Raw genomic sequence first — 20,182 nt, 5'->3', positions numbered from 1 at the left:
ATGGATCAGCTGCAAGAGGACCAGGGCATCGCCAAGGTCATCGACCGCTTGTGTGAACGCTTTCCCGAACTCGAACGTGCGCAGGTCGAGCAGGCGGTCGCAGCGACCCACAGCCAACTCGACGGAAACCCTATCCGCGACTACGTGCCAGTGCTCGTAGAGCGCACAGCCAAGGAGCGACTGCGGCGCATCCAGGCTGGCGATCCCTCACTGTCTCTCGCGGGCTGAGCCCGTTACCCTGACTCTTCTACCCGGTCTCGAGGCAGCCGACCACTGACTCTCTTTCCGGGGGTGCAGATTGCTGTTGCACCCCGCGGAGCACGGCGCAAAGTGCCTGACGATGGCGCTGATTCCGGGATGCCACCACTCATTTGGCACCGAATGTCAAACTTGATATTCCTCGATCGCTGATTAGAGTTGGATAACGTGCACCCCTAGTTGTGGGGGTGTTTTTCGTGGGAAAAGCGTGAGGAGGGTCTATCCATGTGGGATTTTGTGCAGAGTCATTTTGACCAGATCGTCTTCTCGTCGTGGCAGCATGCGAGCCTGGTCGTTCAATGCCTTGCGCTTGCAACACTTCTTGCCGTTGGCATCGGAGCGCTGGTCTACCGCAGCCGCTCGGCCAGCTCGGCGGCCAACACAATCACGACAATCGGACTCACAATCCCGGCGTTCGCGCTGGTCGGGCTTGCGATAACCCCGCTCGGATTCGGAGTCCCGCCAGCAGTCGCGGTCGTCACATTCTTCGCGATCCTCCCGATCTTGCGCAACACCGTCGTCGGGCTCACCGGCGTCGACCCGGGCATCGTCGAATCGGCCCGCGGCATCGGAATGAGTCGCCTACGCACGCTCCTGCAGGTGGAGCTTCCTCTCGCATGGCCGGTAATCCTCGGCGGCATCCGTGTCTCTGGACAGATGGTGATGGGGATCGCTGCCGTCGCGGCCTACGTGCTCGGACCGGGACTCGGCGGATTAATCTTCTCCGGTCTCTCTCGGCTTGGAGGCGCCAATTCGCTCGAGTCGGTCCTCACCGGCCTGATCGGCGTGGTCATCCTCGCCCTCATTCTCGATCTCGTCCTCATCGGCCTCGGCCGACTCACTACATCAAGAGGTATCCGTGTCTGAAACCACCACATCTGACGCCCCGAACATCAGCGGTAAATCAATCCTGATCGAGGGCGTCACCAAGCGCTATCCCGGTCAAAAATCACCGGCCGTCGATGGCATCACCCTCGAGATTCCGGCCGGCAAGATCGTCATGCTCGTCGGCCCCTCCGGGTGCGGCAAGACCACGACACTCAAGATGATCAACCGGCTGATCGAGCCGACCGAGGGCCGAATAGTTCTCGGCGACGAAGACGTGACCGATATCGACGGCGATGAACTGCGCCGACGCATCGGCTATGTGATCCAGGCCGGCGGGCTGTTTCCCCACCTCACCGTGGCGGCGAACATTTCGATCGTGCCGAAGATGCTCGGCTGGGACAAGAAGCGAATCGCCGACCGGGTCGACGAGCTCCTCGAGCTGGTCTCCCTCGATCCGGCAGATTATCGTGACCGGTATCCCAAGGAACTCTCCGGAGGCCAGCAGCAACGCGTGGGAGTCGCACGGGCACTCGCCGCAGATCCCCCGGTGCTCCTGATGGACGAACCATTCGGCGCGGTCGATCCGATCACCCGACAGCGACTGCAGGACGAACTGCTCCGGATCCAGGAGGAGCTGCAAAAAACCATCGTGATTGTCACCCACGACTTCGACGAGGCCGTGAAACTCGGCGACTGGATCGTCGTGTTCAGTGACGGCGCCCACATCGTGCAGTACGACACCCCGGAACGGATTCTCGCCGAGCCGGCCAACGAGTTCGTCGAAAACTTCATCGGGTCCGGTGCTGGGCTCAAGCAGCTCACGCTACGCCGCGTTGGCGAAGTGGAGCTGGCGGATGCCGTGACCGCCCGCCCGGGAGAAGTCGCGTCCGAAGTGCTCGCCCGTGCAGTTGCCGCGAAGCACAACCATGTGGTTGTCGTCGATGAGCGGGAGCGTCCCATCCAGTGGCTGACGCGTCGGCAGCTCACCCGGCTCGAGAAAATCACCGCTGTCCGTGAAGCCCACCTGCCGGTGGTCGGTCACCGTGCAACACTCAATGACGCGCTCGACACCATGCTCGTGTCGAGTGCCGGGGCCGCCCTTGTCACCGGCAAACGCGACCGTTTCCTCGGTGTCATCGACGTTGAGACGGTGATGGAGGCCATCACTTCAGCGCGCGCGTCTGCCGCCGCGTCCGCAGACACCCCGACCGGCACAAATTCCGGTGAAGTTTCCATCATTGCGGAGTCTGATCTCACCGAGTCGAGCGCCGTATGACAGCCGTGATAGCGGATCCCGCAGAATCCGGAATCAGTGACCGGCGAGTGCTCGACAGCGCACACTCGTCGTGGCGCGGTCTCGTCGTGCAGCCGCTCGCCATCCTTGCTGTACTCGCCGGATTTATCCTCTGGCTGTCGCTTGCACCGCTCACCCCCACCGAACGTACGACCCTCGCGCCAGACGCACTGTGGGCCGCAACGCTCCAGCACCTCTCCCTGACCTTCGTGGCAGCCCTCATCGTGCTGGTTATCGCGATCCCTCTCGGCGTACTCCTCACCCGACGCCGACTGCGTCGCCTCGCAGCTCCTATCCTCGCGATCGCGAACATCGGACAGGCCGCCCCCGCGATCGGCCTGGTCGTCCTTCTGGCGATTCTGGTCACCTCGGGCTACTGGGCGTCGATCCTCGCCCTGGTTCTGTATGCGGCCCTTCCGGTTTTGCGCAACACGATGATCGGGGTGCGCGGGGTCGATGAGCAACTGGTCGAGGCCGGCCGGGGCATGGGGATGAGTGCAGCCGCAGTGCTCTTTCGCATCGAACTGCCGCTTGCGGTGCCGGTAATGCTCGCGGGCATCCGAACAGCGCTCGTGCTGCTCGTTGGCACCGCAGCCCTCGCGGCGTTCGTAAACGGCGGCGGGCTCGGCATTCTCATCGTCACCGGCGTCAACCTCTACCTCACCAGCGTGCTCGTTTCCGGAGCGCTCCTCATCGCGCTGCTCGCGCTCGCTATCGACTGGCTTGGACGTATTGTCGAACAGGTCGCCCGCCCGAAAGGACTGTGATGAAAAACCCGCCGATTAAGCACGCGACCCCGGACCGCCTCATCCGCACCGTCGCAGTGATCGCCGGAAGCATGCTCGCGCTCACCGGCTGCGGGTTGCAGGCGGCAACGGCCTATGTTCCGAAAGTATCCCCCGGCTCGATCACCCCGCTAGATCTTCCACAGGGTGCCTCGCTCACCATCACGTCGAAGAACTTCACCGAGCAACTCATTCTCGGTAAAATCGCCGTAATCGCCGCCACGGCCGCTGGGTTCGAGGTGACGGACCTCACCAACGTTCCGGGCAGCGTTCCCGCTCGCAAGCTCATGACTTCCGGCGATGCCGACATGGTGTGGGAGTACACGGGCACCGCGTGGCTTACCTATCTTGGCAACACGAAGGGGATCCCGGATAAGCAGGAACAGTACTCAGCGGTGAAGAAAGCGGACACTGCGAACGGCCTGAGCTGGCTCGAGCCCGCCCCACTGAACAACACCTATGCGCTTGCAATCCGCTCAGAAGAGGGCAAGAAGCTTGGGATCACAAAGTTGTCGCAAATCTCAACGCTGCCGGTCGCAGAGCGCACCTTCTGCGTCGAGCCGGAATTCAACTCCCGCGGCGACGGTCTCACCCCCATGCTCAAGGCCTACGGCATGACGCGCGGCGACGACAGCAGTGTGCCAGCCTCGGCAGTAAAGCTCTTTGATACGGGAGCTGTCTACACCGCGACCGACCGCGGGAGCGCTTGCAACTTTGGCGAGGTCTACACGACTGACGGCAGAATCGACAAGCTTGGTCTGACCGTGCTCGAGGATGACAGGGGGTTTTTCCCCGCCTACAACGTTGCGCCGGTAATCAACTCACAGGTGCTCGCAGAATATCCGGGGCTGACGGATATCTTCGACAAGATTTCTCCCAAGATCACCGACACCACCCTGCGCCAGCTCAATCTGCGGGTGGACGACGGCGGCGAAGAGCCCGCCGATGTCGCCTACGAATTCATGCTGAAAAACGGCTTCATTACCGCTGTCAACTGATCCGGATTCAGGAAACTTAGAACCCGCCGAAATCCCCGCCGCCAAAGTCCCCGCCAGCGAAGCCGCCGCCGTCGTAACCCCCTCCATCGGCCCCGCTGGCATCCGTGGCGCCGGCGTCCGCTCCACTCGCGTCCGCACTTGAACCGTCGTTACCGAAGTCCATTGGCATGAAGGCGCTGACCAGAGCGGATCCGATCACGAAGCCAGCGACGCTTCCGAGAAGTGAACTCGCGAACATGCCGCCGAGGGAGGGGCCGCCGGCACCACCGAGGGCTGAACCACCGAGGGCTGAACCACCCAGCGTGCGGGTGAGGGTGCCCGGCTGCTGAAGTTCCGCGCGCGTTGCCGCCTTTGCCAGCGTTGCCGGCTCGGCATCCGCTGGTCTCTCGGTGCTGGTGGTATTCTCGGTCAGCTTGTCGAACAGGATGTCGCGCTGCTCGGGTGTGAGCTTCGAGAAGGCCTCGGTGTGCACCTTCTCGATGGTCTCGGGCGGTGCCGTACGCAGCAGGTACTCGTAGCGTTCGACAGCGATCTCGTCTTCACTGCGCTCTGCGGCCGGGGCGGCTCTGCGCACTCTCGGCTCTTCTTCGCGGCCCAGCAGTCGGTCCAGGAATCCCACGGTCATTTCCTTTTCTCACGGTGTCTGACTAGTTTCCCCTGCCGTGCTCGGGATCTCCAGCTTTTCCGCGTGAGGCGAAATAAGGACTTCCCGCGCCTGGCCGCTACTGCCCTACGAAAGCCGCGATGTCGGAAGCAATCCGTCTGCCCTGCTCATAGCCTGCACGCGCCGAGATGACCGCCGTGTCCGGATCCAGGGGGTTGCTTCCCAAGGCGGCCAGGCACGCGTCAGTCGTCCGCTGATGATCGCGCAGCGATCGCCCGGAGCACGCCGACCTCCCACGCGATTCCCGCGATGCCGCCGCCCGCAAGAACCAGAGCGTTGGTGAGCACTGTCAGTTGGCGGGCACGTAGTCGAATACGTCGGGATCTGGTCCGGTGCGCTCGTGTCGATCCAGCTGCGTGATCGCCCGGATGTCGTCATCCGACAGCTCGAAGTCAAAGATCGCAAAGTTCTCTTCGACCCTCGAGCGGGTGACCGACTTGGGAAAGATGATGTCTCCGCGCTGGATGTGCCAGCGCAGCGTCACTTGGGCCGGGGTCTTGCCTACCTTCTCAGCGATCGCGACGATCACCGCGTCGTCGAGCACCTTGCCCTGGGCGATCGGTGACCATGCCTCGGTCGCTATCCCATGGTCGGTGCCGAAGGTACGCAGGGCGTCCTGGGCGAGATACGGGTGCACTTCGATCTGGTTCACTGCTGGCACGATGCTCGTCTCATCGAACAACCGCTGCAGGTGAGCCACCTGGAAGTTGGAGATACCGATTGCTTTCACCCGTCCGGATTCGGAGATCTCCTGCATGGCCTTCCAGGTCTCCACGAAATCACCGATGGTGGGAAGCGGCCAATGGATGAGGAACATGTCGATGTAGTCGGAGCCAAGAGCGTCGAGTGTTGCATCGAACGCCCGGAGCGCGGCGTCCCGTTCGTGGAATCCATTGTTGAGCTTGCTGGTGACAAAGATTTCGGAGCGATCGATTCCCGATGCCGCGACCGCGTCACCGACCTCTTTTTCATTGCGGTACATCTCGGCAGTGTCGATGTGGCGATAGCCGACCTCGAGCGCCTCGAGAGTCGCCTGCTTCGCATCCTGCGGGGTGATCTGGTAGGTACCGAATCCGAGCTGAGGAATGACGACCCCGTTATTGAGGGTGATGGTGGGTACTTCAGTCATAGCGTGCTTCTTCCTGTAGTTCATTTCATGTCCGTAGAAGGCAACAGCGCGAGTGCCTCGCGTATGCCCAGAAATAGCGTATTTTGGCCCTCGGTGTGGGGGTCGGTCCTCCTGCGCCGGTGTGTGCGCCGGTATGTGCGCCGGTAGCTGCGTCAGTAATTGTCCGACGGCCCGACATCGATGAGCACTTTGCCAACGATGTCGCCTTCAACCGCAGCGTGCGCTTGTGCGGTTTCTGCCAGCGAATACCGGTGGAGTGGAAGCCCGGCGTCGGCACCAACAGGTAGTGCATTGTCGGCGATCGCGGCGATGATGTCTTCGGCCGCAGAATCCCGCACATCCTGCCCCTGCGTATACAGCAACTGGAACTGGTAACGCACGTTGAGCGTCATCAGCGTGCGGATGTCGAGCACCAGCGGATCGCCGGTGGTCGCGTAGACGGCGATCGAACCGCGATTGCGGATCACTTTGCCGTCGAGCTCGGCGTTCTTATCGGGGGCGACCTCCACGATCAGGTCGACACCGTCCGGTGCGATGGCGCGGATCTCAGCGGCAGCATCCGAGTCACGATAATTCACGACATGATGAGCTCCGGCAGCGCTGGCGAGTGCCGCTTTCGCCGGAGAGCTGATGGTCGTGACCACGGTTGCTCCGGCCCAGCGGGCGAGTTGGATGGCGGCGTGGCCGACAGCACCGGCACCCCCTGCCACCAGCACGAACTTTCCGGCGAGCGCACCGGGAGTAAGCCGAGACGGGCCGTCCTCGGCCACGGTGAGCGCGCGGTGCGCAGTCATCGCCGGCACCCCGAGCGTGGCGCCGAGGTCGAAACTGGCGGCATCCGGAAGCAGGTAGACGCGATCCTCTGGCAGCACGGCAAACTCCTGCGCGGTGCCGCCGCTTGCACTGTCGAAGGCGGCAATCGCCGTCCAGACCCGGTCCCCCACCACAAATCGGTGCACGCCCGCGCCAATCGCGTCAATGACACCGGCACCGTCCTGGTTGGGTACGACCGCCTCGAAGTCCAGCGACTCACCCGGCTTCGATCCACGGCGCGATTTCCAGTCGGTGGGATTGACGCCGGAAACGACAACTCGTATTCGCACCTCTCCAGCTTGGGGTTCAGGCACGCTCCGATCGACGAGGCGCAGCACAGATGGGGAGCCAGTTTCGCTATAGACGATTGCTTTCATAATGGAACCAACGCTACGCGCCGCCGATCCTTCCCGGCTTCCCGCGGCAAAAGGTGTCATCACGACGACGACGCGGATGATGATGATGCTGCTGCTGTCCAGTGCCGACACCAGCGCCCACTCGACCGCGAACGTCCGATCACGGTTTATCGTGAGGGCTATGCAGATCATGTTGCAGTACCTCGATAAATGCCCTAACCGAACCATCACCGCTCAGTCCATCACCGCTCAGTCCATCACCGCTCAGTCCATCACCGCTCAGTCCACCACCGCTCAGTCCATCACCGCTCAGACCATCACCGCGGAGCAGCCGGGCACCATCACCCAGGTTCGCCCCGACCTGATCCGTCTGCAATCTGGGCGGGAGCTTGGCGTATGAATGGGGAATTCGACCTTTTTGTCATCGGTGCCGGAATGGCCGGCACAACGGCCGCGAATAAATGTGCATCCAAGGGGTGGCGAGTAGGTATCGTCGACGCACTTCCCTACGGGGGCACCTGCGCACTGCGCGGATGTGATCCGAAAAAGATTCTCCGCCGCGGCGCGGAAGTAATCGACGCCGCTCACTTGATGCGAGGTAAGGGCATCACCGAGAACGGACTTTCGATTGATTGGTCGGCGTTGATGCGCCACAAGCGAGGCTTCACGGATGCTGTGCCACAGGGGATGGAGGACGAACTCATCGGCAACGGGGTGACAACCTTCCACGGCAGCGCCCGGTTTACCGGACCGAACCAACTCGAAATCGACGGGACAGAGCACCGTGCGAAGCGTTTTCTGATCGCTACGGGTGCGAGTCCTCGCCCGCTGAGTTTCCCGGGCCATGAGTACCTGATCGACAGCACCGACTTCCTCGACCTCGACGCGCTACCGCACCGGATCGTGTTCGTCGGTGGCGGGTTCATCTCCTTCGAATTCGCGCACATCGCGGCGCGCGCCGGAGTGGACTGTGTGATCATCGACCACGGCGACCGGCCGCTGCGCGAGTTTGACCCCGACCTGGTTGCGTCACTCGTGACTCGGACCGAGCAAACCGGAATCCGAGTGCAACTCGGCACTTCGGTGGTGGGCGTGACCCGCACCGCCACAGGACTGGACGTGACCGTAGATCAGGGTGGGAAGACTTCGACCATCGGCGCGGATCTGGTGGTGCACGGTGCCGGCCGTATCGCCAAACTGGATGGGCTGCACCTCGACGCCGCACATATCGCCGCTGGTCCGCGAGGTGTCACCGTCACCGAGCAATTGCAAAGCACCACAAATCCTGCCGTTTATGCGGCAGGCGACTCCGCAGACACCCCCGGCAGGCCCCTGACGCCCGTCGCAGTTTTCGAGGGCAAGGTTGCAGCTTCCAACATGCTTGCTGCGTCCACCACGCCCGTCGGTACCAGCACAACCCCCGACTACACGGCCGTGCCCACCACCGTTTTCACAATCCCAGAGCTCAACCGGGTCGGCATCCTCGAAAGCGAGGCCCGCGACAGCGGACTCGACATTGACGTGCGCCTCACCGACACCAGCGGCTGGTATTCCAACTACCGCGTGGGCGAAACGACCGCCAGCGCAAAGATCATCATCGACCGAGCCAGCGATCGGATCCTCGGCGCGCATCTGCTCGGACCCGGCTACGCCGAACTGATCAACATCTTCGGCCTCGCCATCAAGCTCGGCCTAACCTCCCGGCAGCTGAAATCGATGACCGCGACCTACCCCTCCATCGGCGCAGACCTCGGCTCGATGCTCTAGCGAATACCCTTCCCGGGCACTCCGAGCCACCGACGGCCGCGCACTCGAATGCCGAGCGCAAGCGCCCTGAGCCCGATGTAGCCCAGCGCAAAGGTGATCCACAGCGCCAGCACTCCATCCATCAGCACGGACCACCAGAGCAGAGGCAGATACGCCGCAAGAGTGAGGATGCCGCTGAGCGCGAGATACCGCCCGTCACCGGCCCCGATCAGCACCCCGTCGAGCACAAAAACAAATCCCGCAAGTGGCACGCCCACCGCCATCACGAGCAGCACGGGCAGCAGCGAGCGAAGCACCGCCTCGTCGCCCGTGAAGACCCGCCCGAGTAGCGGAGAAACAACGGCGATGAGCACACCGATGAGCAGCCCAGCGAGCACACCACAGCGCACCAGGCGGCCCATCACGAGTCTCACGCGGTCGGGCTGCGATGCTCCGAGACTGTGCCCGATCATCACCTGCCCCGCGATCGCGAGCGAATCGAGCACGAAGGCGAGCAGCGAAAACACGACGAGCGCCACCTGGAGAGCGGCGAGCCCGGTGACTCCAAGCTGACTCGCGGCGAATACTGTGGCGAGCATCGCCGATCGGAGAGATGCGGTGCGCAGCAGCAGCCAGCCACCGGATGCCGCAGCGAGGGTCACACCCGCGAATCCGGGTCGTAGCCGCGCACCGGCCGCGCGGGCATCCCTCCGCACCCGCACGGCAAAGAGCACCGCCATCCCCCACTGGGCGATGACCGTGCCCACTGCCGACCCGGATATCCCCCATCCGAAACCAAAGATAAATACCGCGTTGAAAATGGCGTTTGCAGTAAATCCCACGGTCACGATCACCAGCGGTGTGTGGGTGTCCTGCAGGCCGCGAAGCAGTCCGGTCGCGGCGAGCACGAAGAGCATCGCGGGGAGTCCCCACGCGGAGATCGACAGGTACCGCACTGCGGCTGCCGACACATCCGGGGCGACACCGAAGGCCGCGACGGCAGCGGGCGCGAAGACCACCCCCACTACGAGAAGTGCTGACCCTACCGCGAGCGCGAGCCACGCGCCATCCACTCCCGCTCGCACAGCGGCGCGCCGGTCTCCGCTTCCGAGTAAGCGTGCAACGGCTGGGGTGGTCGCGTAGGCCAGGAAGATGAGCAGGCCGACCGCGGTCTGCAGCACGACGCTCGCAATGCCGAGCCCGGCAAGCGGCACGCTGCCAAGATGCCCGACCATCGCCGTATCGACAAGCAGGAACAGCGGCTCCGCGACGAGGGCCGCGAGCGTCGGTAGCGCCAAGCTCAGGATCTCGCGGTCGAGCGGATGGACTCTCACCCGGTCAGGCTAGCCTCCGGAATGCGCGGCCATGACCGCCGATGCCGGTTTCAGCGCGAGCGCTCGATCTCGGTGACGATGCCCGGGAGAACACGATCCATGTACGGAGCCCAAAGAAACTTGATGATCGCCGCGAGCGGCAGCCCATAGCCCGGCGTGGAATAAAAGGTATATCGCCAGCGGATGAGGGTGCCGTTCGGTGCTTTCGAGAAGGTCCATTCCGCGCGGGCGCTCTGCACCATCACGCCGAATATTCTCTGGAAGTCGGTGAGGTTGTAGGCGAAGAACTCGAGTCGATCCACGTTGGTCGTGCGTTCGATCACGCTTCCGCCATCCGAGAGCATCAGCTGGCGAGTCTGACCAGCGCTGTCCCAGTCGCCGGTCTGGTCACGCACCTCCACTACTGCTGGTAGCAGTCCGGCCTTCGGGTAGAGGCCCACCGGAGTGTGCATTGTGGCGATCCTCCAGGCGTGTTCGAGGGTGGCCGTGGCGAGAAGTTCAGTGCTGGCGGTTGCGCTGCGTCCAGACATTCGGTGCCTCTTTCCTGGTGATGACGGATGTTTCTCTGAGCTGTCGTGCGGGCATTGGTCTGCTGGTGGCGCCGCACAAGGTCGACATCCGCTGGTCGGTGTCTCGATGATTCCACGAAAGCATCCCCGGTACTGATGCGGATCAGCAGGAAATGCGCGCGCGGTGTGGCCCCCGAGCGGATCCGCGCATAGCATGTGGGCTACGAGACTGGTGCCCACCGAACCGAGAGGCGCCGAATGCCTGAACCCATCGACACCCGCATAGCCGTCTACATCGACTTCGATAACATCGTGGTGTCGAGGTATAACCAGCTTCATGGCGTGCGCAGGTTCAGCACCGATGGCGCCCGTAACTTCGGGCCCGATACGGCCGGAGCCGACGGAACCCCGGGAGTTATCGGCACGCGGCTGCGGGTGGCAACCGTCGACTTCGGTGCGGTGCTCGACTATGCATCCTCATTCGGACCCATCGTTATCAGCCGCGCTTACGCAGACTGGTCGGCCAAAGCGAACGCGAGCTACCAGAAGCAGCTCATCGATCGCGCGGTCGACCTCACCCAGCTCTTTCCCACCACGCAGGCGATGAAAAACGGCGCCGATATCCGGCTCGCCGTCGATGTGGTCGAAGATCTGTTTCGCCTGGACGATCTCACTCACGTTGTCATCGTTGCTGGCGATTCCGACTACATCGCACTCGCCCAGAGGTGTAAGCGCCTCGGGCGGTACGTCGTGGGTATCGGGGTGGCCGGTGCCACCAGTCGATCCCTCGTCGCCGCGTGCGATGAATTTCAGGATTACGACGACCTACCGGGCCTCAACCCCGGCGATGACGACGCGGCCACGATCGAGGGACCGGTGGAACCAGCCGTTGCGGCATCCGATCCTCCCCCCACGGCCACGCGCAAGCAAGCTACTGTGAAAAAGTCCAAGACCCCGGTGGTCGAAGACGACGAGCCGATCAAGCTCTCTCCCCGCGCGGCGACGAATCTGATGATGCGAGCGCTCCAACTGGGTGTTGCGAAGAGCGACAGTGAGTGGATGCCGAGCTCGGAGGTCAAGAAACAGATGCGGCGCATGGACCCGGCGTTCAGCGAGTCAGCCTTGGGCTACAAGACCTTCACCGACTTCGTTAAGTCGCGCAGCGGACAGGTAGAAATGGATGACGGCGGGGCCAGCAATTCCCGCAGAATCCGACTGAGGCCTGCAGCCTCGCCGACGGGATAACCGAAATACGGCAGTTGCGGCAGCAGAATAGGGAAATGATGCTTCCCCGCAGCACGCCAGAGGCTGAAGGTATCGCCTCGTCCGCAATTCTCGACTTCATCCAGGCAGCCGATGCCAGCCTGGACAGCCTGCACAGTGTGATGGTGCTGCGGCACGGCACGGTCGTTGCCGAGGGCTGGTGGAGTCCCTACGCTGCCATGCACCCGCACATGATGTTTTCGGTGAGCAAGAGCTTCACCTCCGTCGCTGTCGGGCTCGCCATCAGCGAGGGCCTCATCACGCTCGATGACCGGGTGGTCGATCTGCTTCCGCATGACCTGCCGGTGGAGGTCGATGACCACCTGTCGGCCCTGACGGTGCGCCATCTGCTCACGATGACTACCGGACATGCGGCAGACACCGTCTCACTCACCGATGACTCTCACGGTGACAACTGGGCTCACACCATTCTGGCTCAGCCCCTCGAGTTTGTGCCCGGTACCCATTACGTATACAACAGTGGCGCGACGCATCTTCTGTCGGCCATTGTGCAGTGTGCCACAGGGCAGCGGCTACTCGACTACCTGACCCCGCGCATCTTCGAACCGCTCGGAATCACGGATGCCACCTGGGAGCGTTCCCCCCACGGGATCGATGCCGGGGGCTGGGGACTGAGCATCACCACCGAACAACTGGCGATTTTCGGACAGCTCCTGCTGAAGCGGGGGCGCTGGCGTGGAAGTCAACTTGTACCGGCGGAGTGGATCGACGAGGCCACCTCGCTGCAGGTGGCCACCTCCGATACCGATCACGACCTCGATGGTCGGCAGGGCTACGGCTACCAGTTCTGGCGTAACGGTCCCGCGGGATACCGCCTCGACGGTGCGTTCGGCCAATTCTGTATCGTGCTGCCGAAACAGGATGCTGTTGTCGTGCTCACGTCGGCTCTCCCGGTTTCGCAAGCCGCACTCGATCTGGTGTGGGAGCACCTCCTCCCAGCATTCGGCGACTCGCCGCTGCTTGCCTCCGAGAGCCCGTTAACCGCTTCGCTCGCGGCACTCACCCTGCCACCCGTTGCCGGGGAAGCCACCACCGCTACGGCAGACCGGGTGGGTGGCATCCGCTTCGCCTTCGAGCATCCGGACGTCACAGCAGTGACGGTGCAACCGGGGCAGCTCACCGTTGACGAAAACGGTACGGTCACTGTGATCCAGTTTGGCTACGGCGACTGGGTTGCGTCTGCGGATTCACGGATCTGGGCGAGCGGCGCCTGGGTCTCCCCCGACACCCTGGCCGTGCGGGCGCACTCCGTAACAACCCCGTACTCCCGAACCGCCACGCTGACCTTCGCGGATGACACCGTCACCTTCGATGTCGCCCAAAACGTGGCCTTCAGCGATCTGCCGCCGCACACTCACGCGGTGTCAGTGCCCCGCCACTGAATTTCGCGGGTGAAGGGTGACAGCTCCACCGATTACGGCATGGGCCGTTTGAGGTAGCGCTAACCCTGCGCCCGCTCCAGCACCAGCTCACGAACGCGCGCGGCATCCGCAGTGCCCTTCATCGCTTTCATGACCGCACCGATGACTGCGCCAGCGGCCTGCACCTTGCCATCGCGGATCTTCTCGAGCACATCGGGCTGGGCCGCGAGAGCCTCGTCGATCGCGGCGATGAGCGGGCCGTCATCCGACACCACCTTCAGGCCACGGGACTCGACGACCGCCGCGGGCGAGCCCTCACCGGCGATCACTCCCTCGAGTACCTGGCGGGCCAGACGGTCCGTGAGCTCGCCGTTCTCGATCAGGGCAATCAGCTCGCTGACCTGCAGCGGAGAGACGAGGGATGATGCATCAACGTCGGCCACATTGGCCAGTCGTGCGATCTCCCCGGTCCACCACTTGCGGGCCTGGGCCGCGGATGCACCGGCGGCCGTGGTCTCCTCGATCTCAACCAGGAGTCCGGAGTTTGCGACATCCTGAAACTCTAGGTCGGTGAAGCCCCATGCGTCCTTGAGTCGCCGCCGCCGCACGGCTGGCGCTTCCGGAAGCGCAGCCCGAAGCTCTTCGATCAGTTCGAGGGACGGCTCGACCGGCAGAAGGTCCGGCTCGGGAAAGTAGCGGTAGTCGTCCGCATCGCTCTTCGGGCGGCCGGCGGAGGTCACACCGGTGTCCTCGTGCCAGTGACGGGTTTCCTGCGTGATCGTGCCGCCACCGGCAAGAATTGCCGCCTGGCGTTGGATCTCATAGCGGATGGCGCGCTCGACGCTCCGCAGCGAGTTGACATTCTTGGTCTCGGTGCGTGTTCCGAGCGTGCCAGACCCGCGCGGGCTCAACGAGATGTTGGCATCGCAACGCAGGTTGCCGCGCTCCATTTTTGCGTCACTGATTCCGAGGGAGCGCACGATGTCGCGAATGGTCGAGACATACGCTTTTGCGAGCTCCGGGGCATCCTTCTCGGCACCGTAGATGATGTTCGTGACGATCTCGACGAGGGGCACACCGGCACGGTTGTAGTCGACAAGCGAATATTCCGCTCCTTGAATGCGACCGGTTGCGCCGCCGATGTGGGTGAGCTTGCCGGCATCCTCTTCCATATGCGCTCGCTCGATCGGAATCTGGAAGACGCGGCCATTCTCGAGTTCGACCTCGACAGTTCCATCAAACGCGATCGGCTCGTCGAACTGGCTGATCTGGTAGTTCTTGGCGAGGTCCGGATAAAAGTAGTTCTTGCGCGCAAAGCGGCTGGACGGGCGGATGCTGCACCCGAGAGCGAGACCGAGCGAGATCGAATACTTGATGGCCTGCTCGTTCACGACCGGGAGGCTGCCGGGAAGACCCAGGTCGACCGGAGTCACATTCGTGTTCGGCTCCCCGCCGAAGAAGTTCGGCGCATCGCTGAACATCTTGGTCTTCGTGTTCAACTCGATGTGCACCTCGAAGCCGAGGACCGGCTCGAATAGTTCGAGAGCTTCGTCGTAGTCCATGAGTTCCGCTGAATACGCCATGCCTCAATTCTACCGGGGCAGTTCCAGCGGCCCGGTCGAGAGAGAGGGCCCGGTCGGGAATATGGGCGAGGCCTCCCTCGGAGCAAGTTCCACTGACCCCGTCGCGGGCGGCTCCGGTTCGAAGAAGACATCCGCTTCCAGGAATATGTCCGATTCGACGAAAACATCCGATTCGAAAGTCGGGCCGGACTCGACGGAAGATCCGGGCTCGACCGATGCCGAGGTCTTCTCTGACCGCACAAATCCGATCCCGATCAGGATCAGCGCGCCGCCTATTAGCTGCGCAATCGAGAGCCTCTCCCCCAGCAGCAGCCAGGCGTAGAGGGCCGCGGCAATGACCTCGAGCAACCCGGCGAAAGAGGCGAGCCTCGAGCCCAGCATCTCGCTCGCGGTGATGCTCGCCGCGTAAGCGATCGCTGTGGCAAACACCCCGACAACGAGAAGCGGCACCCACCATTCGACCGAGGTGCCAAGCATGCGCACCTCGCCGAAGGTGGCGGAAAACGGCACCAGCCCGATCAGGCCAACGAGTCCGAGCATGACTCCACCGATCAGGAGCCCGGATGCCGCGAGCGCGACGGGCGGCAGGCCATCACTGGGGCGCGCGGCGACGACGTAGTAAATGGCGCACCCGATGGTTCCGAGCCCGGCGAAACCCAGGCCGAGCAGGTCAAAGCTTCCCGTTGCTCCCGGGGACACCACGAGCACGAGACCGGCAACCGCAACAACCGAGCCAACCAGCACGACCGCCTTCGGGATCCGGCGACTGGTCGCCCAGACGAATCCAACGAGTAGCAGTGGTGCCATGTATTCCAGCAGGATCGCGGTGCTCACCGAAAGGCGCTCGATGGCGGCGAAATAGACCAACTGGGTTGCGGCGACGCCGACGAATCCCATCGTGAGCACGCGCCAGCGAGCTCGCCAGAGCGCGGACCATCGCCCCTGGAGTGCAACAGCAGCCACCGGAGCGAGCACGATGCCGCCGATGAGTGCGCGCACCGTTACCGCGGCCGCGGGGCTCCAGCCCGCCTCGAGTATCGGCTTGATAAACGCACCGGACATGCCGAAAGTCGCGGCGGCGATGAGCGCGAAAAGGAGGCCGAGCGAGGTGGACGATTTCGGGGTGATCACCCCGCTTTTCCGTGTCATGTGCTCACGATATTGTGGTGCCAGATAAGGAGTCAAATTGCGTTTAGCCCCTGACACACAGGACACTCTCGGGTTTGCGGTTTCGCTCGTAAACAGCTCCCCCGCAGCATCCCGCAGCGGCCTAGACGAGATCGCTACAGTCGAGCAACTCGGTGCGTTTCTCATCGGCTGGTCCTACTCGGGACGCATCGATAACAACGCCACGGAGCTCGATGAGGTGCGGCAGACGCGCGCCGCCATCCAGAGCCTCTGGAGGCTGGGGATTGATGACGCTGTCGAGGCGATCAATGGCATGTTGCTCGAGTCGCGCGCACTCCCGCACCTCGCTCGCCACGATGGATTGCCCTGGCATCTTCATGCGACCGAGCCGGACGCACCGCTCGCCCAGCGGATCGAGGTGGAAGTCGCGCTGGCGCTGGTGGACGTGATCCGCTCTGGCGAGACCCACCGGCTGAGGCTCTGCGAGGCGGACGACTGCAGCGGACTTCTCGTCGACCTGTCGCGCAACGGGACGAAACGGTTCTGCAGCATCCGATGTGGCAACCGGATGAATATGGTTGCGTTCCGCGACCGGGCTGCTGGAGATCACCTCGTGAGGCTCCGTACTTCGCCAAGCGGGGATCGACCGAACCGAGCTGTCAGCGCGTTGCGAGCTCCGGGGCCTGGCTGATCAGGGTGTGCCCCCAGCTGTCCTCGAGCAGTGCCTCGATCGCCGCCCCGTTTTCGTAGAGCCGGGCATCCGCTCGCGCCGGTGCCATGAGCTGCAGTCCGGTCGGCAGTCCATCCTCCGGGGCGAGCCCCATCGGAAGTCCCATGCCTGGAATCCCCGCGAGGTTCGCCGGAATCGTCGTCACGTCGTTCAGGTACATGGCGAGCGGATCGTTGATCTTCTCACCGATTCGGAACGCCGTCGTGGGCGCCGCGGAGCTGATCAGGATGTCCGCCTTCTCAAATGCTGCGGCGAAGTCGCGCTGGATGAGCGTGCGCACCTTTTGTGCACTGCCGTAGTACGCGTCGTAGTAGCCGGCGCTCAGGGCATAGGTTCCGAGGATGACGCGGCGCTTGACCTCCGGACCGAATCCGGCCTCGCGGGTGGCGGCCATGACATCCTCGACCGTCCCTCCCCCCACAGGGTTCACGCGGAGCCCGAATCGCACAGAATCGAACTTTGCGAGGTTGCTGGATGCCTCAGCCGGAAGGATTAGGTAGTAGGCGGCAACCGCGTATTCGAAGTTCGGTGCGCTGACTTCGACAATCTCTGCTCCGTTGGAGGCGAGCAGATCGAGAGTCTCGTGGAATCGCTGGCTGACCCCGGCCTGGAAGCCAGGAGCGTCGAGCTCTTTCACGACCCCGATCTTCACCCCGTTGAGGTTGCGCTTGAGCTGTCCGGCCCTCGCAGCGGCGGTAAAACTGGGCCATTCGTCTCGAAGGGAAGTGGAATCTCGTGGATCGTGACCACCGATCACGTCGTGCAACATGGCGGCATCGAGAACCGTGCGGGCAACGGGCCCCACCTGATCGAGCGAGCTGGCGAGCGCGATCGCGCCATACCGACTGACACCGCCATAGGTGGGCTTGACCCCGACGGATCCGGTGACAGCGGCCGGCTGCCGAATCGAGCCGCCGGTGTCTGAGCCGAGCGCGAGTGGTGCTTCGAATGCGGCTACTGCCGCGGCGCTTCCTCCGCCAGACCCTCCGGGGATGCGGTCGAGATCCCACGGGTTATGGGTGACACCGTAGGCCGAGTGCTCGGTGGAGGATCCCATGGCGAATTCGTCCATGTTGGTCTTGCCGAGCGGCACGAGGAAGGCCTCACGGAGCTTGCGAACCACGGTTGCATCGTACGGGGGAATCCAGCCCTCGAGGATCTTGCTGCCCGCTGTGGACGGCATATCCAGCGTGCACAGCACGTCCTTGATGGCGATCGGGACTCCGGCGAGCGGTGGCAGCTGGTTGCCAATGCGGCGGAGCACATCCACGCCCTCTGCGGTGTCGAGCGCGTCCTTCGAGACATGGAGGAAGGCATGCACATCGCCATCAACCGCCGCGATACGGTCCAAATGGGCCCTGGTGACTTCGACGCTCGAGACTTCGCGGCTGATGAGCAGTTCGCTGAGGGATGCCGCGCTCAGCCGGGTGAGGTCGGCGGTGCCATCGCCGCCAGCGGCGTTTGTGTGAGCCATTACTGCTCCTCCCCCAGGATCGCGGAGACCTTGAACCGGCTTCCGTCGTGTTCGGGAGCACCGCTCAGAGCCTGCTCCTGCGAGAGAGTCGCGCCGATCACGTCAGGTCGGAACACGTTGGTCAGCGGGATCGGATGACTCGTGGCCGGAACATCCGCCGTCGCAACCTGGGAGACCTTGGCGATCGAGTCGATGATCACACCGAGTTCACCGGTGAGCTTCTCGATCTCGTCCGGGGTGAGCGCAATACGCGCGAGGTACGCGAGATGCGCGACCTGGTCGGTGGTGATGCGGCCGTCAGGGTCGCCAGGATTTTCAGACATGGAACTCCGTGCGTTGGATCGCTTGGGGGGACAATCGAGTCTATTCGACCCGTCGCGAGGTCAGCGCGAGGTCAGCGCGAAGTCAGCGCAAAGTCATCGCGAGGAGACGAGGGCACTCTGATTGAGGCCGATCAGCGCGAAGTTACGCATCGCAGTCGTGCCAATGTCAAAGTATCCGAGGTGGCCAACAGCTGCGGCCAGCGACTGGCGGGTTATCGGGTCGGTCGCGGCAGCGACATCCATCCGGTGAGCACCAAACGCGCTCACGCCGGGGTCACTGCCATAGAAGGCAGTGTTCACGACCGGGTCCCAGGCCGCTTCACCGACGAAGACGTTTCCATCTTTCACTGCGAGGTCAGAGGCCGACTGCACTGCAGACCCCGGGGAACCGACGATGGCAAGGGCATCCACTGTCATGCCGCCGTTGGCGAGTTCCATCATGGCGGCGGTAGAGCCGTAGGAATGCGTTATCAGGCTGACGAAGGGTGGAGATTCTGCCCGGGTGGCACGGATGCCCTGGATGGCATGCCCGAGGAGGTTTGCCCCACTTTCCGCGCGATCGAGCGATGCGATATCGAGCGCACCGGGGGTCTGATAGCCGATCCAGGCAACCGTTGCGGCAGTTTTGCCCGCGAGCGTAGAGTCCGTACCGGCCAAGGTCGCGAGCCACTCGGAATGTTGCACCTGCAGGTCCTGCGCGATGACGGTCCAGTCGTACATCTGGCCCTGCACGGTGAAGAACATCCCAGGCACCAGATAGCTCACATAGTCGGCGGTGGCAAGATTGCCGACTACGATCGCTGCCCGCACCTCCCCGGAGGGATCAAGCGTGAGCAACTGCCGATCCGGCTCCCCTGAGGAGTGTTTGAGGGTCTTTGCGACCTGCGTGAGGATGTTGAGGTGGTGGCGCTTCTCGATTAGCTTCGCTCGACCGGCACCTGAGTCAATGGACGCCTGAAGCTGTGTCACGGCCTGGGTGAGGGTGAGTCGATTTGCTCGGTCTCGCACAGCGACCGGTACGCCGTCGAGGTTGCCGACCACCACGGGCGCAGCCGTGGCAAGTTTCTTCTGCGCGGAGCTCGGAATGGCTGCCCACCAGGCTGCGACGGAGCTTGCTCGGGGCGGGCTCACCAGCAGTCGACTCACGGCTGCAGGGTTGCCTGCGACGAATGCTGCCACCTCGGAAACAGACAGCACGGTGAGGCGATCAAGGGTCTTACTGCCGCTGAGCCGGAACAGAAGCGCCGGATCCGAGGGCGCGGAGTAAATCGACGCCAAAGCTACATCTGAGGGCTGTGGGCCGCCGTACGCGAGGATACCCGCGCCCGAACCGTACGGAGAGGACAGCCCGCCGACAACAGATTCACCACGTGTCACAGGGACTATTCCCACGACCATCGCGGCGATCTGGTTGCTGATTTCGTGAATGCCAAAGGCCGCGGCGACCCCACCGAACACGCCGGAGGAGGAGACTGCAGCGACATCGAACAACACGGTGAATGGATCCAATCGTTAGATTTGGAATTAGATGAAAAAACCAAGAGCGAAGGGAAAGTCGATGTCCCTTGAATAGTACGGCCGAAAA

Annotated in this window: 20 protein-coding genes; 10 read left to right on the top strand and 10 right to left on the bottom strand. The window is 63.2% G+C overall.

Annotated elements, in window-relative coordinates; all coding sequences use genetic code 11:
* From IWX88_RS03535 to IWX88_RS03515, 5 genes are all read left to right on the top strand, one after another.
* Positions 1–228, top strand: a complete 228-nt coding sequence (locus IWX88_RS03535; RefSeq protein ID WP_196827209.1) for a three-helix bundle dimerization domain-containing protein — start codon at positions 1–3, stop codon at positions 226–228.
* 255 nt (positions 229–483) lie between these two features.
* Positions 484–1,125 carry an ABC transporter permease gene (locus IWX88_RS03530; protein WP_196827207.1) on the top strand — a complete coding sequence of 214 codons (642 nt, stop codon included), beginning with the start codon at positions 484–486 and terminating at the stop codon, positions 1,123–1,125.
* On the top strand, positions 1,118–2,362 hold the full coding sequence (locus tag IWX88_RS03525; RefSeq protein WP_196827205.1) for an ABC transporter ATP-binding protein: 1,245 nt from the start codon (positions 1,118–1,120) through the stop codon (positions 2,360–2,362). The genes IWX88_RS03530 and IWX88_RS03525 overlap by 8 nt, the downstream gene beginning before the upstream one ends.
* Complete coding sequence (locus tag IWX88_RS03520) at positions 2,359–3,147, top strand: ABC transporter permease (RefSeq protein WP_196827203.1); 789 nt, start codon at positions 2,359–2,361, stop codon at positions 3,145–3,147. Before IWX88_RS03525 ends, IWX88_RS03520 begins: the two co-directional genes overlap by 4 nt.
* A gap of 71 nt (positions 3,148–3,218) precedes the next feature.
* Positions 3,219–4,163 (top strand): glycine betaine ABC transporter substrate-binding protein, encoded by a 945-nt coding sequence (locus IWX88_RS03515; RefSeq protein WP_370568176.1) that lies wholly within the window; start codon positions 3,219–3,221, stop codon positions 4,161–4,163.
* Between the two features lie 16 nt (positions 4,164–4,179).
* On the opposite strand, the gene IWX88_RS03510 is transcribed toward IWX88_RS03515, so the two are convergent.
* From IWX88_RS03510 to IWX88_RS03500, 3 genes are all read right to left on the bottom strand, one after another.
* Positions 4,180–4,788 (bottom strand): hypothetical protein, encoded by a 609-nt coding sequence (locus IWX88_RS03510; protein ID WP_231368748.1) that lies wholly within the window; start codon positions 4,786–4,788, stop codon positions 4,180–4,182.
* A 328-nt stretch (positions 4,789–5,116) separates the two neighbouring features.
* Positions 5,117–5,956, bottom strand: a complete 840-nt coding sequence (locus tag IWX88_RS03505) for an aldo/keto reductase (RefSeq protein ID WP_196827197.1) — start codon at positions 5,954–5,956, stop codon at positions 5,117–5,119.
* Between the two features lie 152 nt (positions 5,957–6,108).
* Entirely contained in the window at positions 6,109–7,146 is a 1,038-nt protein-coding gene (locus IWX88_RS03500; protein WP_196827195.1) for an NADPH:quinone reductase, read from the bottom strand.
* 1 nt (position 7,147) lies between these two features.
* Here IWX88_RS03500 and IWX88_RS03495 point away from each other — a divergent pair, with 1 nt between their 5' ends.
* Both IWX88_RS03495 and IWX88_RS03490 read left to right on the top strand, forming a co-directional pair.
* Positions 7,148–7,525 carry a hypothetical protein gene (locus IWX88_RS03495; protein ID WP_196827193.1) on the top strand — a complete coding sequence of 126 codons (378 nt, stop codon included), beginning with the start codon at positions 7,148–7,150 and terminating at the stop codon, positions 7,523–7,525.
* Positions 7,522–8,892: an NAD(P)/FAD-dependent oxidoreductase gene (locus IWX88_RS03490; protein ID WP_196827191.1), complete on the top strand. Its 1,371-nt coding sequence runs from the start codon at positions 7,522–7,524 to the stop codon at positions 8,890–8,892. The genes IWX88_RS03495 and IWX88_RS03490 overlap by 4 nt, the downstream gene beginning before the upstream one ends.
* On the opposite strand, the gene IWX88_RS03485 is transcribed toward IWX88_RS03490, so the two are convergent.
* Together IWX88_RS03485 and IWX88_RS03480 are read right to left on the bottom strand one after the other, a co-directional pair.
* Positions 8,889–10,205 (bottom strand): MATE family efflux transporter, encoded by a 1,317-nt coding sequence (locus IWX88_RS03485; RefSeq protein ID WP_370568148.1) that lies wholly within the window; start codon positions 10,203–10,205, stop codon positions 8,889–8,891. The genes IWX88_RS03490 and IWX88_RS03485 overlap by 4 nt on opposite strands.
* Before the next feature lie 50 nt (positions 10,206–10,255).
* Positions 10,256–10,735 carry an SRPBCC family protein gene (locus IWX88_RS03480; RefSeq protein WP_196827189.1) on the bottom strand — a complete coding sequence of 160 codons (480 nt, stop codon included), beginning with the start codon at positions 10,733–10,735 and terminating at the stop codon, positions 10,256–10,258.
* Between the two features lie 237 nt (positions 10,736–10,972).
* On the opposite strand from IWX88_RS03480, the gene IWX88_RS03475 reads away from it, so the two are divergent.
* Positions 10,973–11,959 (top strand): NYN domain-containing protein, encoded by a 987-nt coding sequence (locus IWX88_RS03475; RefSeq protein WP_196827187.1) that lies wholly within the window; start codon positions 10,973–10,975, stop codon positions 11,957–11,959.
* Positions 11,960–11,994: 35 nt separating this feature from the next.
* Positions 11,995–13,380, top strand: a complete 1,386-nt coding sequence (locus IWX88_RS03470) for a serine hydrolase (RefSeq protein ID WP_196827185.1) — start codon at positions 11,995–11,997, stop codon at positions 13,378–13,380.
* A gap of 59 nt (positions 13,381–13,439) precedes the next feature.
* Here the strand turns inward: IWX88_RS03470 and gatB are convergent, their stop codons facing one another.
* Together gatB and IWX88_RS03460 are read right to left on the bottom strand one after the other, a co-directional pair.
* The gene (gene gatB / locus IWX88_RS03465) at positions 13,440–14,942 is read right to left on the bottom strand and encodes an Asp-tRNA(Asn)/Glu-tRNA(Gln) amidotransferase subunit GatB (RefSeq protein WP_196827183.1); all 1,503 of its coding nucleotides are present in this window, start codon (positions 14,940–14,942) and stop codon (positions 13,440–13,442) included.
* Positions 14,943–14,951: 9 nt separating this feature from the next.
* Positions 14,952–16,091 carry a DMT family transporter gene (locus IWX88_RS03460; RefSeq protein ID WP_196827181.1) on the bottom strand — a complete coding sequence of 380 codons (1,140 nt, stop codon included), beginning with the start codon at positions 16,089–16,091 and terminating at the stop codon, positions 14,952–14,954.
* 37 nt (positions 16,092–16,128) lie between these two features.
* Between IWX88_RS03460 and IWX88_RS03455 the strand changes: the two genes are divergently transcribed.
* Positions 16,129–16,761: a CGNR zinc finger domain-containing protein gene (locus IWX88_RS03455; RefSeq protein WP_196827179.1), complete on the top strand. Its 633-nt coding sequence runs from the start codon at positions 16,129–16,131 to the stop codon at positions 16,759–16,761.
* On the opposite strand, the gene gatA is transcribed toward IWX88_RS03455, so the two are convergent.
* The 3 genes from gatA to IWX88_RS03440 all read right to left on the bottom strand — a co-directional run bounded on the left by gatA (position 16,730) and on the right by IWX88_RS03440 (position 20,106).
* On the bottom strand, positions 16,730–18,274 hold the full coding sequence (gene gatA, locus IWX88_RS03450; protein WP_196827177.1) for an Asp-tRNA(Asn)/Glu-tRNA(Gln) amidotransferase subunit GatA: 1,545 nt from the start codon (positions 18,272–18,274) through the stop codon (positions 16,730–16,732). The genes IWX88_RS03455 and gatA overlap by 32 nt on opposite strands.
* Positions 18,274–18,597, bottom strand: a complete 324-nt coding sequence (gatC, locus tag IWX88_RS03445; RefSeq protein WP_196827175.1) for an Asp-tRNA(Asn)/Glu-tRNA(Gln) amidotransferase subunit GatC — start codon at positions 18,595–18,597, stop codon at positions 18,274–18,276. Before gatC ends, gatA begins: the two co-directional genes overlap by 1 nt.
* Positions 18,598–18,690: 93 nt before the next feature.
* Positions 18,691–20,106, bottom strand: a complete 1,416-nt coding sequence (locus IWX88_RS03440; RefSeq protein WP_196827173.1) for an alpha/beta hydrolase — start codon at positions 20,104–20,106, stop codon at positions 18,691–18,693.
* Positions 20,107–20,182: the final 76 nt, after the last annotated feature.

Source organism: Frigoribacterium sp. CG_9.8, assembly GCF_015751965.1.
GTDB lineage: Bacteria > Actinomycetota > Actinomycetes > Actinomycetales > Microbacteriaceae > Lacisediminihabitans.
This window is presented reverse-complemented; position numbering and strand designations above follow the sequence as displayed.